The organism is Microbispora sp. ZYX-F-249 (assembly GCF_039649665.1).
Lineage (GTDB): Bacteria > Actinomycetota > Actinomycetes > Streptosporangiales > Streptosporangiaceae > Microbispora > Microbispora maris.
In genome coordinates this window covers 40,774-55,087 of the sequence record NZ_JBDJAW010000048.1, presented here as the reverse complement: position 1 = coordinate 55,087, position 14,314 = coordinate 40,774, and the positions used below count along the sequence as shown (strand labels likewise).

At 71.6% G+C, this 14,314-nt stretch carries 15 protein-coding genes; 6 read left to right on the top strand and 9 right to left on the bottom strand.

Annotated elements, in window-relative coordinates; genetic code table 11:
• Positions 1–165: 165 nt before the first annotated feature.
• From AAH991_RS35045 to AAH991_RS35020, 6 genes are all read right to left on the bottom strand, one after another.
• Positions 166–867 (bottom strand): 2-phosphosulfolactate phosphatase, encoded by a 702-nt coding sequence (locus AAH991_RS35045; protein ID WP_346230228.1) that lies wholly within the window; start codon positions 865–867, stop codon positions 166–168.
• A 121-nt stretch (positions 868–988) separates the two neighbouring features.
• Positions 989–2,527 carry a rifampin monooxygenase gene (gene rox, locus AAH991_RS35040; protein WP_346230227.1) on the bottom strand — a complete coding sequence of 513 codons (1,539 nt, stop codon included), beginning with the start codon at positions 2,525–2,527 and terminating at the stop codon, positions 989–991.
• Positions 2,528–2,804: 277 nt separating this feature from the next.
• Entirely contained in the window at positions 2,805–4,001 is a 1,197-nt protein-coding gene (locus AAH991_RS35035) for a coiled-coil domain-containing protein (protein ID WP_346230226.1), read from the bottom strand.
• 229 nt (positions 4,002–4,230) lie between these two features.
• Positions 4,231–4,737, bottom strand: a complete 507-nt coding sequence (locus AAH991_RS35030; RefSeq protein ID WP_346230225.1) for a hypothetical protein — start codon at positions 4,735–4,737, stop codon at positions 4,231–4,233.
• Between the two features lie 251 nt (positions 4,738–4,988).
• Complete coding sequence (locus AAH991_RS35025; RefSeq protein WP_346230224.1) at positions 4,989–5,408, bottom strand: hypothetical protein; 420 nt, start codon at positions 5,406–5,408, stop codon at positions 4,989–4,991.
• Positions 5,409–5,801: 393 nt separating this feature from the next.
• Entirely contained in the window at positions 5,802–6,287 is a 486-nt protein-coding gene (locus AAH991_RS35020) for an FBP domain-containing protein (protein ID WP_346230223.1), read from the bottom strand.
• A gap of 82 nt (positions 6,288–6,369) precedes the next feature.
• Between AAH991_RS35020 and AAH991_RS35015 the strand changes: the two genes are divergently transcribed.
• The gene (locus tag AAH991_RS35015) at positions 6,370–6,978 is read left to right on the top strand and encodes a TetR/AcrR family transcriptional regulator (protein WP_346230222.1); all 609 of its coding nucleotides are present in this window, start codon (positions 6,370–6,372) and stop codon (positions 6,976–6,978) included.
• A 63-nt stretch (positions 6,979–7,041) separates the two neighbouring features.
• Here the strand turns inward: AAH991_RS35015 and AAH991_RS35010 are convergent, their stop codons facing one another.
• Complete coding sequence (locus AAH991_RS35010; protein WP_346230221.1) at positions 7,042–7,980, bottom strand: RNA polymerase sigma-70 factor; 939 nt, start codon at positions 7,978–7,980, stop codon at positions 7,042–7,044.
• Between the two features lie 195 nt (positions 7,981–8,175).
• Here AAH991_RS35010 and AAH991_RS35005 point away from each other — a divergent pair, with 195 nt between their 5' ends.
• Positions 8,176–8,919: an SDR family NAD(P)-dependent oxidoreductase gene (locus AAH991_RS35005; RefSeq protein WP_346230220.1), complete on the top strand. Its 744-nt coding sequence runs from the start codon at positions 8,176–8,178 to the stop codon at positions 8,917–8,919.
• Between the two features lie 21 nt (positions 8,920–8,940).
• On the opposite strand, the gene AAH991_RS35000 is transcribed toward AAH991_RS35005, so the two are convergent.
• The gene (locus AAH991_RS35000; RefSeq protein ID WP_346230219.1) at positions 8,941–9,408 is read right to left on the bottom strand and encodes an EamA family transporter; all 468 of its coding nucleotides are present in this window, start codon (positions 9,406–9,408) and stop codon (positions 8,941–8,943) included.
• Between AAH991_RS35000 and AAH991_RS34995 the strand changes: the two genes are divergently transcribed.
• The 4 genes from AAH991_RS34995 to AAH991_RS34980 all read left to right on the top strand — a co-directional run bounded on the left by AAH991_RS34995 (position 9,373) and on the right by AAH991_RS34980 (position 13,302).
• Complete coding sequence (locus AAH991_RS34995; RefSeq protein ID WP_346230218.1) at positions 9,373–9,762, top strand: cupin domain-containing protein; 390 nt, start codon at positions 9,373–9,375, stop codon at positions 9,760–9,762. The two genes, AAH991_RS35000 and AAH991_RS34995, sit on opposite strands and share 36 nt — an antisense overlap.
• A 476-nt stretch (positions 9,763–10,238) precedes the next feature.
• Positions 10,239–11,966: a choice-of-anchor P family protein gene (locus AAH991_RS34990; protein WP_346230217.1), complete on the top strand. Its 1,728-nt coding sequence runs from the start codon at positions 10,239–10,241 to the stop codon at positions 11,964–11,966.
• Positions 11,967–12,018: 52 nt separating this feature from the next.
• The gene (locus AAH991_RS34985; protein ID WP_346230216.1) at positions 12,019–12,549 is read left to right on the top strand and encodes a hypothetical protein; all 531 of its coding nucleotides are present in this window, start codon (positions 12,019–12,021) and stop codon (positions 12,547–12,549) included.
• 162 nt (positions 12,550–12,711) lie between these two features.
• Complete coding sequence (locus AAH991_RS34980) at positions 12,712–13,302, top strand: DinB family protein (RefSeq protein WP_346230215.1); 591 nt, start codon at positions 12,712–12,714, stop codon at positions 13,300–13,302.
• A 140-nt stretch (positions 13,303–13,442) separates the two neighbouring features.
• On the opposite strand, the gene AAH991_RS34975 is transcribed toward AAH991_RS34980, so the two are convergent.
• Positions 13,443–14,270 (bottom strand): MOSC domain-containing protein, encoded by an 828-nt coding sequence (locus AAH991_RS34975; RefSeq protein ID WP_346230214.1) that lies wholly within the window; start codon positions 14,268–14,270, stop codon positions 13,443–13,445.
• Between the last annotated feature and the right edge of the window lie 44 nt (positions 14,271–14,314).

Below are 14,314 nucleotides of genomic sequence, written 5' to 3'. Positions count from 1 at the left end.
AGGTGCCTCATCTCCGCGGGCGGCGGAGGCGTGCCGACCGCAACGCCGCTCGGCCCCCCGGCCGGCACGATGTCCCGAAGCCGGCCGCGCCCGGCGGTGCCCAGAAGAAGCTGGTGCCGATTGCGCCCACGAGGCTGACGAGATGGCTGCGGCGCATGCTCGCGATCAGCTCGAAGCCTCGCCGGTCGGTGAGGGCACGGCGCAGGGGCGGAGGACCATGAGCGAGTCCTCCGAGGCCGCGACCATGGCGAAGGGGAACCGGTCGAGTTCGAGGCAGAGCGCGACGTCATCGGGATGGGCTCCTTCGCGCACGCCCCCCGCCAGCTCGGCGGCGGCGCGTGACCCGCCGGCGCGGCGGAGGAACTCGGACGCGTCGGCCCCGGCCCCGGTGGCCCTCCGGGCGATGTACTGAGCACAGGCCAGATCCTCGTCGGCGCGCCCGTCGTCGCCGGTGACCACGAACGTGACACTGCCGCAGCCGCGTGCCCGCAAGAGCCGAGCCGTCGCCTCCGCCACCACGAAGCCGGCGCACAGCACGAGCGGCGCGTCCTTGACCGCAAGGGCGCCGACCGTCCCCGCCGTGGTCTTCTGCACAACGGTCCGCCCGCGAAGGTCGGCCGACCGCAGCAGGCCCGGCGAGTTGACCGCGTCGAACCCGGCCGCCGGCGGCCCGTCTTTGAGCGCCACCCAATCCGGATGGCGGGCCTTGAGCGCCAGGGCTTCGTCCAGCGACTCGGCGAGGACGATCCGCTCCGCTCCCCGGGCGAAGGCCCAGGCGGCGACGGTGAAGGCACGCATGACGTCGACCACGACCGCCGCGGGCGGGACTTCGGCCAGCTCGGCGATGCCGAGGAAACGAACGTCCATCCGATCATGATCTGGCATGCCCCGGCCCGAAGCCACGGGACACATGTTCCGGCGGCCTCCCGGCGGGGCGGCAGCTCCGCCGGGAGGCGCTCCGGCTCCGTCGCCGCGGCTTGGGGCGGGATCAGCCGGCGGGCTCGCCGAACCAGCGGGAGAGGTGGTCGTCCAGGTCCTGCTGATCGTCGCCGATCCAGGCGACGTGCCCGTCGGGGCGGAGCAGGACGCACGGAGCATCCAGTGCCGCGGTGGGATCCGCGAGGTGGTCGACCCGGTCCGACCAGCCGCCGACGGTCAGGCGTTCGGTGCGGTCCAGCAGCAGGCCGCGGCCGCCATGCAGCAGACCGTAGAGGCGGCCCTGTTTCACCTCGATGTCGCCCAGGCGGCGGCCGAGCAGGTCGGGACCTTCGCCGAAGTCGTAGCGGATGCCGATCGCGGTGATCTTCTCGATCAGATGGCGGTTCACCTCGTCGAAGTCCATCAGTTCCGTGAGCAGCCTGCGCACGGCCCGCGGGCCCGGTTCGGTGGACAGCAGCTCCATCTGGGCGCGGGTGTTGTCCAGCACGTCCTCGGCGACCGGACGACGTTCGGCCTGGTAGGTGTCCAGCAGTGTTTCCGGCGCCCAGCCGCGGATCCGCGCGGCCAGTTTCCAGCCGAGGTTGAACGCGTCCTGAAGGCCCAGGTTGAGGCCCTGCCCGCCGATGGGCGGATGGATGTGTGCCGCATCGCCGGCCAGCAGCACCCGCCCGACCCGATACCGCTCGGCCACCCGGGTGGCATCCCCGAAGCGGGACAACCAGCGCGGGGAGTGCACGCCGAAATCGGTTCCGGCGATGACGCGCAACTGTCGTCTGAAATCCTCGAGGGTGGGCGGTTCCGCGCGGTCGCCGACTCCTGCGGCGGGGACCACGACGCTGTAGACCCCTCCACCGAAGGGCCGGAGCCAGAATCGCTGATGGGTCTCGCGTATCTCGTTCACCTTGGCGGCGATCTCCTCCTGCGGCATGCCCACTTCCATCTCGCCCATCAGCGTCTCGGTCCGTGAGGGCTCGCCGGGGAAGCCGACACCGAGCAGTTTGCGCACCGTACTGCGCGCGCCGTCACAGCCGACGAGGAAGCGCGACCGCAGCCGTTCCCCGTCGGCCAGCTCGACGGTCACCCCCTCGTCGTCCTGCTCGAAACCGGCGACCGCGCAACCGCGCCGGACCTGCGCACCCCGTTCGATCACGTGGTCTTCGAGCAGCTGCTCGATGACCGGCTGCGGGATGCCCAGGAGGTACGCGTACGGGGAGTCCAGGCTGGGCGCGGGTTTGGCGATGGCGGCGAAGAAACCGCCGGCCGGACGCCGTCTCCCGTGCCGCGCAACGCGATCCAGCAGTCCGCGCATCGCCATCAGCTCGAGACTGCGCACGTGCAGACCGACTATGCGGACGAACGACTTGGGCTCGGTCTCCTTCTCCAGAACGAGCACCCGCACGTCGTGCAGCCGCAGTTCGGCGGCCAGCATCGCACCGGTCGGCCCGCACCCGGCGATGATCACGTCGAACGTGGCGGGCGGGCGATCGGCGCCGGAGGACGGCGACCGGAGTCCGGGGGCGTCGCCGACGGTGGAGTCCCGCCCGGCCATGTCGTGCGACGACGGCTCGGCGGTGAACTGAGAGCTCATAGGTGTTGCCTTTCGGGAGTGCCTTGGTGGCGAGGCGCTCCCGGCGACACCTACGTCAATCGCCCGGCCGTGACGGAAGGGGGAGCACCCACATCGATACAGCGTTCATGGGTCTCACCTCCTCGGGCGGTGTCACGGTCACCCGCAAGCTACAAGTCCGGGCATCACCCCGTCGAGTCCTTTTCCGGCCACGGTGCGCCGGGCGCCACACCTCGCCGCCTGATCGGCCGGCCCCACGCCCTGGCCAAGGAGATGACGATGCGCTGTCACGGCGCTGTCACGGCGCCGGCGGCGGCTCGGCGGCCTCCCGGCGCAGCCGCAGCTCGGCCGCGACCGCGCGTTCGCGCAGCTGGGCCGCCTCGGCCCGGGCCACGTCGAGCTGGGCACGCAGGTCGGCCAGCCGCGCCCGTTCCAGCGTCAGCTCCGCCTGGACGCGCTCCCGCTCCGCCGCCGCGGCCCTGGCGTCCTGTCCCGCCCGGGCCGCCTCCGCGTCCGCCGCACCGGCGCGCGCCTCGGCCTGCGCCGCCTCCGCGCGCAGCCGGGCGGCCTCCGCCACGGCCTGCTCGCGGGCCGCCTCCGCCGCCTGGGCCCGGGCCAGGCCCCGGTCACGCTCGTCGTGGGCCTGCGCCACGGCCCGGTCGCGTTCGGCCTCCGCGCGCGCGACCGCGCGGTCGCGTTCGGCCTCGGCCGCCTGGGCCCGGGCGAGCGCGGCGGCGCTGGACTGCTCGGCCTCCCGATGCGCGCGGCGGGCCAGTTCGGCCTCCGCCCGCGCCGCCCGCGCGTCGGCCTGCGCGGCGTCGCGTTCCTGAACGGCCTGCTCGGCCTGTTCCCGTGCCAGGCGGACGTCGGCCGCGGCCCGGTCCACCCGCTCGGCCAGTTCGCGTACGGCCTGCTCACGGGCGGCCTCGGCGATCTCGGCCCGGTGGGTGGCCTGGTCGGCCTCCTGCCTGGCCCGGCGTTCGGTGCTCGCCGCCTCCCGCAGCGCGGCCAGGGCCTGCTCGCGGGCGGTCTCCGCGTCGGCGAAGGCCGTGTCACGCTCGGCGTAGGCCTCCTGCGTCCGGCGGCGGGCCTCCTCCGCCTCCCGCCGGGCCTCCTCGGCGGCCTCGCGGGCCAGCCGTACCTGTTCCAGCGCCTGCTCGCGCTCGGCGCGGGCGATGGCGACGCTCGTGTGCGCCTCGGCCTGGATCGCGCTCAGTTTCGCCTCGACCCCCGCCGGGCTCAGCTCTTCGGCGAGCACCCGCGCCAGCGGCTCGATCGCCGCGGCCAGGCCCTTCTCCATGCGTTCGTACAGGTCCTCCACCCGCGCCAGCGCACCCTCCAGGCCCGGCGTGGCACGGCGGAGCTCCCGCTCTCTCTTGGCCGCCGCCTGGCAGTCGCCGTCCGGACAGTACTCCCGCGGCCTGCCCCGCCGTACCGGCTGCTCGATGGGCGCGCCGCAGTGCTTGCACGCGGTGATGGTCACGGAGCTCGTCACGGCCGCTCAGCCTAGCGACTTTCTGAATTTCTGGAAATAGAAAACAGAAACTACTCATCCGTTGCGTCACGCCGCCAGGCGGATCACTTGGGAGATGGGTAATTCTCGCAAGCTATCGAAACACGGTCCGCGCACGGCGGAACAGGCAGAGGCGGTGCGCAGGCGGCAGCGCCCTCACCGAGCAGGCTGCGCCGCGGCGTGCCCCGGTGACCGGCTCGGTTGCCTGCGCTCAGGCCCCGGCCCCCGAGAGCCGGACACGTTCGGCGGCTTGAGCGGGCGTGTCGTAATAGCCCGGCTCGGCCAGCAGCACACTGCTGAAGAAGAACCCCTGTTCCTCGGACGGAGCGTCATCGGCCTCAAACGGGCGCCACAGGCTGAGCAGCAGGTCCGGGGCCACGAACGAGGCGGGATCGTCCTCAGCCGCCTCGACCGGCGTCTTCTCCCGCAGCGCCTCCACTACCGCTCGTGCCGGCAGGTTGAACAGGTCCACCCCCTGGAACCGCACGGCATCTGCGCCTGAGCTCGGCCTCCCCAACTCGACAGCCACCAGGCGATCGTTGCGGCAATGGATGTTGATCATCAGGCCGCTTGGCCGGAAGACGTGCCGTCCCGGAACGTCCGATTCGGAGACGACGTCCGCGTCCCGCAGTGCCGCCAGCGCGGCGTCGGCTTCTGTGCGGGTCATCCCGACACGCAGTGGACCGACACCACGAGGCGGGTCAAGCTCGAAATCCATACGGCGATCATTACAGGGTCACGGCAGTGCCTCTGGAGACTCGGTTCACGCGACACCAGGACGCCCGGTCAGTTCCGGACGCGTTTCCGAGCGGCAGGCATGCCCAGGATGGATCCGTACGTCGAGGACCCCCGCCTCCGGGACGGCGAAGCCCCCGGGCGAGGCGCGGCGCGGTCATGTGCGTGCCGAGGGCCGCTTCCATGGGGTTCGGACGGGTCCCGCCGACCACCTTTCTATCGGCGCAGCCGCGGTCAGTACGACTCGTTCCGGCCGGCACCGGCGTAGTACTCCTGCACGCGTTTGAACTGGTCGATCCAGAACGCGTCTCTCTCGGCCTCCGAGGCGCCGGGGCGCAGGAGCTTGAGCTCTGTCGCCAGCTTGTAGAAACCGCTCCCTGGGTCCGTTCCTCCCTGGTGCGTGACCAGCGCGGAGAGCATCAGCCCGGTCTCCGGATAGGTCCTCTCCACTATCCGGCCCAGAAGGTGGCCGACGGCGCCTCGCTCGTCGGGGCGGCTGAAGTCGAAGCCGGCGAAGCCGGTCCTGTCCACGAGGGCGCGGTTCAACTCCGCATAGGACACCGGGCCGGGGCCCCGCGCGGATGCGATGAGGAATTCCAGCCCGGCCTCGGTCAGCTCATCCCATGTGGCCTCGTCGCGACCGTACTTGTCCATCAGCCTCGCCTCCTCCGGAAGGATAACCAGACAACAGAGGAGGCGTACGGCGAAAGCTCGGTCCGAACGCGCAGACGAATTCGCCCGACCCCCGATATGTCCGGCCCGTCGGCAACAACGAGAAGCCGCCCTTCGCGGCAGCGATGCGAAACGACGTCCGCGCCGGCCCTGTCGCGACCCCTCACACCGTTCCCGGACATTGATGGTGGGTGCCATCAGCGACGGGCACATGGGCGACGGTGATGAGGCCCGAGCGTGACATTTCTCTTCACTTTGTGCCAGAAGAATCAAGCGCTATGCCCGATAGCCCGTTTCGTGATTACCACGATCGTGGCACCCGGTCATGCCCTGACGGCGAGGGGACGACGTGCTGTTCTCCAGACGACGCGGCGGTCACTGGGTGACCTTCTGGAGGAACTCGCTCACGTTGCCCGCGGTTCTGCTGATCTTCTCTTCCAGCGTGAGCGACTCGGGCATCCGCCCGCCGGGCCCGACGTCCTTCTTGCCACGCAGATACAGGGAGCAGGCCAGGTCGGTGCAGATGTAAGCGCCCACGGAGTTGCCACTGCCGCCGGCGCGTCGGGCGGTCATCAGCGACACTCCGTCCCCGGTATGGGTGGTCAGGCAGAGCGAGCACATGCTGCGCCGCACGTGGCCGGCATTGGCGGTGGCCCGCCGCAGCGCCACTCCGACCAGCCGGTCGCCCTGCTCGGCCACCAGATACGCGCGGCCCGGGGAGGCGGGGTCCTGCCAGCCCAGGAAGTCCAGGTCGTCCCAGGGCCGCGCGTCCAGATCCCTCGGTACGGCGAGGCGTTTGGCTTCGCCCTTGGTGCAGTTGACGAACGAGGCGCGGATCTCGCGCTCAGCGATTGGCTTCATAGGATCGAAGCTACCCACTGACGCTTTGAGGGGCAATCGATTAAGCTCCTGCCTAGGACTCCTAGGAAGAGAAGAGTGGCGGATGGCACGAGCCGGGGTGACGCTCGAGCGGCTGACCGAGGCGGCGGCGGAACTGGCCGACGAGGTGGGGCTGGAGAACCTGACGGTCTCGGAGCTGGCGCGCAGGTTCGGCGTGAAGGACGCCAGTCTGTACTCCCACATCAGGAACGCCCACGAGCTGCGGGTCCGGGTGGCCGCGCTGGCCCTGACCGAGCTCGCCGACCGGGCCGCGGCGGCGCTGGCCGGCCGGGCGGGCAGGGACGCGCTGGTCGCCTTCGCCGGCGCCTACCGCGACTACGCCAGGGAGCATCCGGGCAGGTACGCGGCGATGCAGGTGGACCTCGACCCGGAGAGCGAGGCGGCGGACGCGGCCCGGCGGCACTCCGACATGACGCGGGCGATCCTGCGCGGCTACTCACTGGCGGAGCCCGACCAGACCGACGCGGTCCGGCTGCTGGGCAGCGTCTTCCACGGGTTCGTGAGTCTCGAGGCGGCAGGCGGCTTCCGCCATCATCCGCGCGCCGCGGACGAGTCCTGGAGCCGGATGCTCGACACGATCGACGTCGCCCTGCGCAACTGGCCGCCCGAGCGCGCGGAGCCCGACGCGAGCCGTGTCGTCCCTCGCCCCTGATCCGGCGTCGCCGCGCGTCGCCGCGCGTCGCCGCGCGTCGCAGGTCGTCACGGCCTCAGCGGCTCAGCGGCTCAGCGCGGTCTCTCGCTCCACACGCGACAGCTTCTCCGGATTGCGTACGAAGTACAGCTCTGTGACCAGGCCGTCCTCGATACGCATCGCCACGACGCCGTCGATCTCCCCGTCGATCCGCATGATGAGCCCCGGGCAGCCGTTGACCTGCACCGGCTCGACCGACACCTCGGCGCCGAACTTGTGCAGCCCGGCGGCCAGCAGACGGGCCACCTTTCCGGTCCCCACGACGGGCCGCGGCACGGCCCGCTTGACCCCGCCGCCGTCGCTCAACGCGACGACGTCGGGGGCGAGGATGTCGAGCAGGCTCCGCAGGTCTCCGGTCTCGACCGCGCGCTGGAACGCCTCGATGGCGTCGCGGGTCCTGGCTGGGGAGACGACGTCGCGCGGCCGCCGGGCGGCGACGTGTGAACGTGCCCGGTGGGCGATCTGACGGACCGCGGCCGGGCTCTTGCCGACGGCGTCGGCGATCTCGTCGTACCCGAGGTCGAACACCTCGCGCAGCACGAAGACGGCCCGCTCGGTCGGGGCGAGCGTCTCCAGCACCAGCAGCATCGCCATCGAGACGCTGTCGGCCAGTTCGACGTCCTCGGCCACGTCGGGTGTGGTCAGCAGCGGCTCGGGCAGCCATGGGCCGACGTAGGACTCCTTACGCCGGCCGAGCGTACGCAGCCGGGTCAGCGCCTGCCGGGTGGCGATTCGCACCAGGTACGCACGCTGATCGCCCACTGTGTCCAGAGCGACGCCCGCCCACCTCAACCAGGTCTCCTGCAGGACGTCCTCGGCGTCGGCGGCCGAGCCGAGCATCTCGTAGACGACGGTGAACAGCAGGTTGCGGTGGGCGACGAACGCCTCGGTGGCGGGATCCATCCGGCCGCCACCGGCGAGCATCCCGGCGGTGGCCGTCGCCGTCTCGCCGCACTCGTTCATTGCCGTCTCCCTGTCTGTTCGCTCTCGACTGCGCCACACATGAGACGCCGGTCCCCACCGCCGTGTGACGTGCGTGAACGGTGACACACCTCACATCCGCGCCCTGTCACAGGGATGGGATCGCCGGCGTCTCCATGCTCGTCAGGAGGCCGCGTGAAGATCCACGCGGCAGGCGAACTCCAGAAGTGAGGACCGATGACGAACCAGGCACACACGTCGGTACTGATCACCGGCGCCAACAAGGGACTCGGTTTCGAGGCGGCCCGGCGGCTCGGGGAGAAGGGCTGGACCGTCTTCCTCGGCTCGCGCGACGAAGGCCGGGGAGAGGCGGCCGCCGGCAGACTGACCGCCGCCGGCGTGAACGTGGTCATGGTCCCGCTGGACGTGACCTCGGAGGCGTCGGTGGCCGGCGCCGTCCGGCTGGTGCGGGAGCACACCGAACGGCTGGACGTGCTGATCAACAACGCCGGGGCGCCGGGAAGGCGTGTCGCACCCGCGGACGCGACGGCCGACGAGATCCATTCCGTCTACGACACCAACGTGTACGGACCGATCAGGGTCACGCACGCGTTCCTCCCCCTGTTGCGGGCGGCGGACAATCCGCGGGTGGTGATGGTGTCCAGCGCCGGCGGCTCCTTCGCGGTCGTGACCGATCCGGATCAGCCCGTCTCCACGATGCACGAGCTCGCCTACAGCTCGTCGAAGGCGGCACTGAACATGATCACCGTTCGGTACGCCCAGGCGCTTCCCGAGATCAAGTTCAACGTCGCCACTCCCGGAGAGGTCGTCAACCACACCTTCGCCGCCACCGACATGAACAACCACACCGGCGCGCTGACGGTCACCGAGGGCACCGACTCGATCGTCGAACTCGCGACGATCGGCGCCGACGGGCCGAGCGGAATCTTCATCGACCGCCTCGGCCCCGTCGCGTGGTGAACGCCGGCGCAGGGGGGGCTGTCAGGCCATGGCGACCAGGCTGACGGCGACGGCCCCAAGACCGATCAGCTGGCCGCGGTGGATGCGTTCGGCGAGCACGGCGCGGGCGAGCAGGACCGTGCCGGCCGGGTAGAGGGCGGTGATCACGGCGACTACCGTGAGGTCCCCGCCGCGGGCGGCGAGCAGGAACAACAGATTCGCCACGGAGTCCAGCACGCCCGCGGCCGCCGACATCGCGTACGCGGGCCGCTCGGAGCCCGGCCGGCGGCGCATCACTCCCGCCGCGGGCAGGTGCTCGCCCTGCAGCAGCCCCACGCCGACGGGCAGCGCGGCGGACACCAGCGCGGTCACGGGCGACAGCACGTTCATCGGGCCGATCGCCAGGGTGCGGTAGAGCAGGGCGAACGCCGCGGCCGACGCGACCCCCGGCTGGCCGACACCCTCGGCATCTCGGTGTCCGTCCTGATGCAGGGGCCGCCCGACGGCCACGTCCGCGTCGTCTCGGCCGAGGCCGCCGCGCCGCTGTGGACCGGAGAACGGGGCAGCGAGGCCCGGCTCGTGCTGACGACCGCGGGCCCTGCCCCCGTCGAGGTGTGGCGCTGGCGGCTGGAACCGGACGAGGAGTACCCCGGTCATCCCCACCAGTCCGGAGTCGTGGAGACCGTCAGCGTCGTCTCCGGCCGCATGATCCTGGTCGTCGACGGCACCGAGCACGTCCTCGAAGCCGGTCAGACCGCCACGTTCGACGGCGACGCTCCGCACGCCTACCGCGGTTCGGGCACGGGCACGTGCAGCCTGATCATGACCGCCCACCTGCCGCCGGGCCGCGCTTCCGCGACCTGACCGCACCGAGCGCGCGAATGCCGCCCGGATGCGCGTGCACCCCGTTGGTGAGCGGCCGTGACCGGACCCCGGAATGCCCTCCCGCCTGCCCGCCGTCGACGAACGTGAAATTTTGTCAGAAACGACATCGCGCGGCGGACGGCACATGCCGATCGCCGAATTCCGGCCGAGCCCTGCCACCGGAACACGCCGGTCCGCCCACCTTCGCCCCCCTTGACGCCACGCGACGCTGACGCCGTTTTCCCTTCGTCCTCCTTATGTCTCCCCGGTGCGGCATCGTCCACGATATGCCGATATATGCCGTCAAACGAGGCAAACCGGAAAGGTCATTGACAGCCCGAGGAGTGCGCGCCATTTTGGCTAAGGAGCGATCCAATTAATTGCCCAAACGTCGCTCTTTTTGCATATACAAAGGCCGGAGCGGTTCGGGGCGTTCACGCCTTTCGCCATCGTCAACCAATGGGAGGAACTCGCACATGAGGCGTTCTCATGCGCGTGGCCACGCGCCAGGTCCGTCGCACACGGCGTTCGCCGCTCTCGGCGCGCTGGTCCTGTCGGCGGCGGCCCTGACGGCCCAGCCGGGTCCGGCCGCGGCCGACCCCGGCGATCCGGGCGTGCCCGCGTCACCGAAGACCGTCTTCGCCGAGGACTTCGAGCACGGTCAGGGCGCCACACCCATCCTGGTCAGCGACTACACCGGAGCCGCACCCGTCCACCAGACCTACACCGCCGACCCGGCCTGGCTGACCCACTGCAACGGCTGGATCGCCTCCCAGCAGAACCCGGCCGTCGCACCGGCGGACTCCGGTTGCGGCAACGCCTGGGCGACGGTGAAGGAGATGGCCGGCGCACTCGGCCAGTGGGCGGGCGAGGACCCCGCGACCAACCACGCCGTCACGGCCTACACCGGGGACGACCCCGGATCGGGCAGGACTCAGCTGGAGTCGAACTTCTCCATCGACCTCGGCCCCAAGCGGTTTCTGGCCTTCTCGGTCGACGTCGCCGAGACCAACTGCTTCGCCAACCACGCCAAGCTGGGTTTCTACCTGCTGGACGCCGTGACGGCCGTGCCCGCGTTCACCACCCCGATCGAGCCGTGCGCCCACCCGGGGACCACGATCGGCTCGGTGGCCGTCGGCACCTACACCAGTGACGGGCCCGTCCTGTTCGACGGGGGCGCGCTGCGGCTGAGACTGGTCAACTTCCAGGCCAGCGGCATCGGCAACGACGCGGCGTTCGACAACGTACGCATCCTGGACGTCACGCCCCGGCTCGACGTCTCCTACAGCCCCGATTCCGCCCGGGTGGGCGAGACCGCGGCGCTGAAGTTCACGATCACCAACACCAGCGAACTGGCCGTGAAGAAGGGCTGGTCGTTCACGGGCAGCCTGCCGAGCGGGCTCACCGTCGCCGGGGCGCCGTCCACCGACTGCGCGGACGCGACCGTGACCGCGCCGCAGGGAGGGGGACAGGTCACGGTGACCGGGACCCTGCCCGCCGGGGCCGCCTCCTGCACCGCGACGGTCACCGTCTCGGCCGCCCACACCGGCACCTACCGCACGTGCGCCGCGGACGTCACCGACCGCACCGGGATCGACCCTCCGGGCTGCGCCGAGGTCACCTTCACCCGGCCCGCCCTGGTCTTCGACGCGCACGCGCACGGCGGCCGGGTCTCGGCCCCGCTGGTGACGGTCGCGCCGCTGGTTCCCTCCGACGTCACCTGCACCGACGCCCCGGGCACCGACGACGGCACGCTCCTGCAGGCCACGCTCCCCGGGCTCGGCTCGCTGGGCGCCATCGACACGAAGGCCGACGGCACGGTCGGCGACGACGGCCTGCGCACCGCGTCCGCCTCCGCCAGGACGGCGGGAGTGAACCTCCTCGGCGGCCTCGTCACCGCCGAGGAGATCACCGCCAAGGCCAAGGCCCGGGACGACGGGACCGGGCAGGTCGACGCCGACGGCTCGGTGCACATCACCAACCTCAAGGTCGGCGGCGTGTCGATCGCCGATCCCAAGCCCAACCTGACGATCAACCTCCCGCTCGTGGCGAAGGTCGTGATCAACGAGCAGGTGCCCCTCGCAGGGGGCGCCGGCGTCTCGGTCAACGCCATCCACGTGCGGACGCTGGCGGGAGTGGACATCGTGGTCAGCCACGCCAGGGCCGCCCTGACCGTCCCCGGCACGCCGTGCCCGTCCGCCTGACCACCCCGACCGGGCCCGCCGTGGACGGCCGGCGCGACACAAGGAGACAGCCTTGACCGACTGGAGATCCCGGGCGCGCTCGCTCGCCCTTGCCGCCGTGGCCGCCCTCGGCGTGGTGGCGCCCGCCACCGCGGGCCCGGCTCGGGCCCGGCCGCTCGCGCTCGTGCAGTGCCAGGGGAGCGAGTCCGTCGCCTACAACCCCGGGGTGCTCTTCCAGCCCCGCGACTTCCAGATCACCACCGCCGGCCGGTTCACCTCCTGCCTGGGCGGAGGCGACGTGACGAGCGGAGCGTACGACGAGCGGTTCACCATCCTCGCCGGCTGCAACGACCTCCTCGACGGCTTCACGGCCACACGGACCGTCACCTGGAACACCGGGGAGGCCAGCGTCATCGAGGGCACCGGCAGCAGCACCGGCGTGGCCGGGCAGATCGTCACCACGTTCACCGGCACCATCACCTCGGGTCCGTTCACCGGCCGGTCCGCGCTGCAGATCATCGCCCTCCCCCAGCCGAACCTGCTGATGTGCCTCACCACCGGCCTGACCGGAGCGACGGGGGTGACGACGCTGACCATCACCTGAGCTGCCGCCGCGTCGTGACGAGCACGCCCCGTCCCGGTCCCCGCCGGGACGGGGATCCTCCGTATGGGAGGGCCGACCGGCGGCTCGCCCGCGGACCGTACGGCACCGCCCGGGGAGAAAAGCCGGTGCGGGCCGCCGGCGCCGGCTGACAGACTCCCCGGCATGGTCACACCGGAACCGAAGACGGACCTCCACCGCTATCTGCAGACCGCCCGAGACGCCCTGTTGTGGAAGCTCGACGGGCTCTCCGAGTATCAGATCCGCCGCCCGCTGACCCCGACCGGCACCAACCTGCTGGGGCTCGTCAAGCACCTCGCGGGGGTGGAGGTGGGCTACTTCGGCGACACGTTCGGGCGGCCGTTCGGCGAGCCGCTGGAATGGATGGAGGACGACGCCGAAGACAACGCGGACATGTGGGCGACCGCGGACGAGTCGCGCGACCACATCGTCGGGCTGTACCGCCGGGTGTGGCAGCACTCCGACACCACCATCGCCACGCTGGCGCTCGACGCGACCGGTCATGTGCCGTGGTGGCCGGACGAACGGAGCACGGCGACGCTGCACCAGCTCCTGGTGCACGTGATCGCGGAGACCAACCGGCACGTCGGTCACGCCGACATCGTCAGGGAACTCATCGACGGAGCGGCCGGCGTGCGGGACGGGAACCTCAACCTTCCCCCCGGCGATCAGGCGTGGTGGGAGAGCTACCGCGACCGTCTGGAGCACACGGCGCGGGAGGCCGGCGAGGGCTGACCACGGGCGGAGGCGCACCTGCCGCCGGCACGGCAGCGGCGCCCGTCCCAGCGCCCGGGCCGACCGGCGGTGCCCGTGCCGGTGCGCAGCCGCGATACCGATCGCTTCCGCGCGGTCTTCTCGAGGTCCGGTCCGCCGGCTCAGGCGGTCGCGAGGACGGTCACGGGGTCGCCGACTCGGATTTCGCCGTAGTCGCGGGGGATGAAGCGGACACCGAACCAGGTCCTGCCGTCCCAGCGGCGGTGGCGGGCCAGGGCGCGAAGGGGTTCCTTGCCCCTTTCCAGGGTGATGGGGTCGTAGGTGGGCACGGCGCAGCGGTCGCACAGTTCGGACATGCGGAAGCGGAGGGCGCCGATGCGGATCTCGCGCCAGGTGTCCTCGACGTACGGAGGAAAGCCGTCCACGACGAGGCTGGGGCGGAAGCGGGCCATGTCGAGGGGGGCGGGGATCTCCTCCTGACGTTCGAGGGCGCCCTCGGTGATCCAGTCGTCGAGCCGGCGCAGGGAGGAACGGGAGGTGAGCAGGAAGGGGGCGTCCCCGGCGAAGCTGACGACGTCGCCGGGAAGGCCGCCGTGGGAGGCGGGGACGGAGCAGCGGCGGGGGTCGTCGAGCCAGACGAGCCGGGCGGGTTTCCCCAGTAGGCGGCTGAACCAGGCGTGGGCCTCGGGATGAGCCAGGACCGCCGTGTCCAGTTCCACGAAGCGGACGGGGACGTGCTCACCGGCGGCTGGCGGGACCGTCAGCCGCGGCAGGCCGGGGGCCTCGAGCAGCAGGCCGCCCTCGGCGGTGGGGGTGGCCACGACGGACAGCAGCCGCGGGTTCTCCCCGACCCAGTGCAGGTCGCCCGACTCGTCCACCACGGCCCAGCGGCGATCCCCCGCCAGCCCCCACGGCTCCACGACCGCCGAGTCAACGATCCACCCGGAAACCGACTTCACCGGATATCTACGGATCTCGGCCAGCTCCACGCCGCCAGCGTACGTCCGGGAGCCGGCCCTCGGAAGCCGGGAAC

Excerpts from the sequence above, each read along its gene's own strand:
- AAH991_RS35025 (WP_346230224.1), bottom strand. The coding sequence starts at position 5,408 with ATGGACAAGTACGGTCGCGACGAGGCCACATGGGATGAGCTGACCGAG.
- AAH991_RS35005 (WP_346230220.1), top strand. The coding sequence starts at position 8,176 with ATGACGAACCAGGCACACACGTCGGTACTGATCACCGGCGCCAACAAG.
- AAH991_RS35020 (WP_346230223.1), bottom strand. The coding sequence starts at position 6,287 with ATGAAGCCAATCGCTGAGCGCGAGATCCGCGCCTCGTTCGTCAACTGC.
- AAH991_RS35030 (WP_346230225.1), bottom strand. The coding sequence starts at position 4,737 with ATGGATTTCGAGCTTGACCCGCCTCGTGGTGTCGGTCCACTGCGTGTC.
- AAH991_RS35045 (WP_346230228.1), bottom strand. The coding sequence starts at position 867 with ATGGACGTTCGTTTCCTCGGCATCGCCGAGCTGGCCGAAGTCCCGCCC.
- AAH991_RS35015 (WP_346230222.1), top strand. The coding sequence starts at position 6,370 with ATGGCACGAGCCGGGGTGACGCTCGAGCGGCTGACCGAGGCGGCGGCG.
- rox (WP_346230227.1), bottom strand. The coding sequence starts at position 2,527 with ATGAGCTCTCAGTTCACCGCCGAGCCGTCGTCGCACGACATGGCCGGG.
- AAH991_RS34990 (WP_346230217.1), top strand. The coding sequence starts at position 10,239 with ATGAGGCGTTCTCATGCGCGTGGCCACGCGCCAGGTCCGTCGCACACG.
- AAH991_RS35010 (WP_346230221.1), bottom strand. The coding sequence starts at position 7,980 with ATGAACGAGTGCGGCGAGACGGCGACGGCCACCGCCGGGATGCTCGCC.
- AAH991_RS34980 (WP_346230215.1), top strand. The coding sequence starts at position 12,712 with ATGGTCACACCGGAACCGAAGACGGACCTCCACCGCTATCTGCAGACC.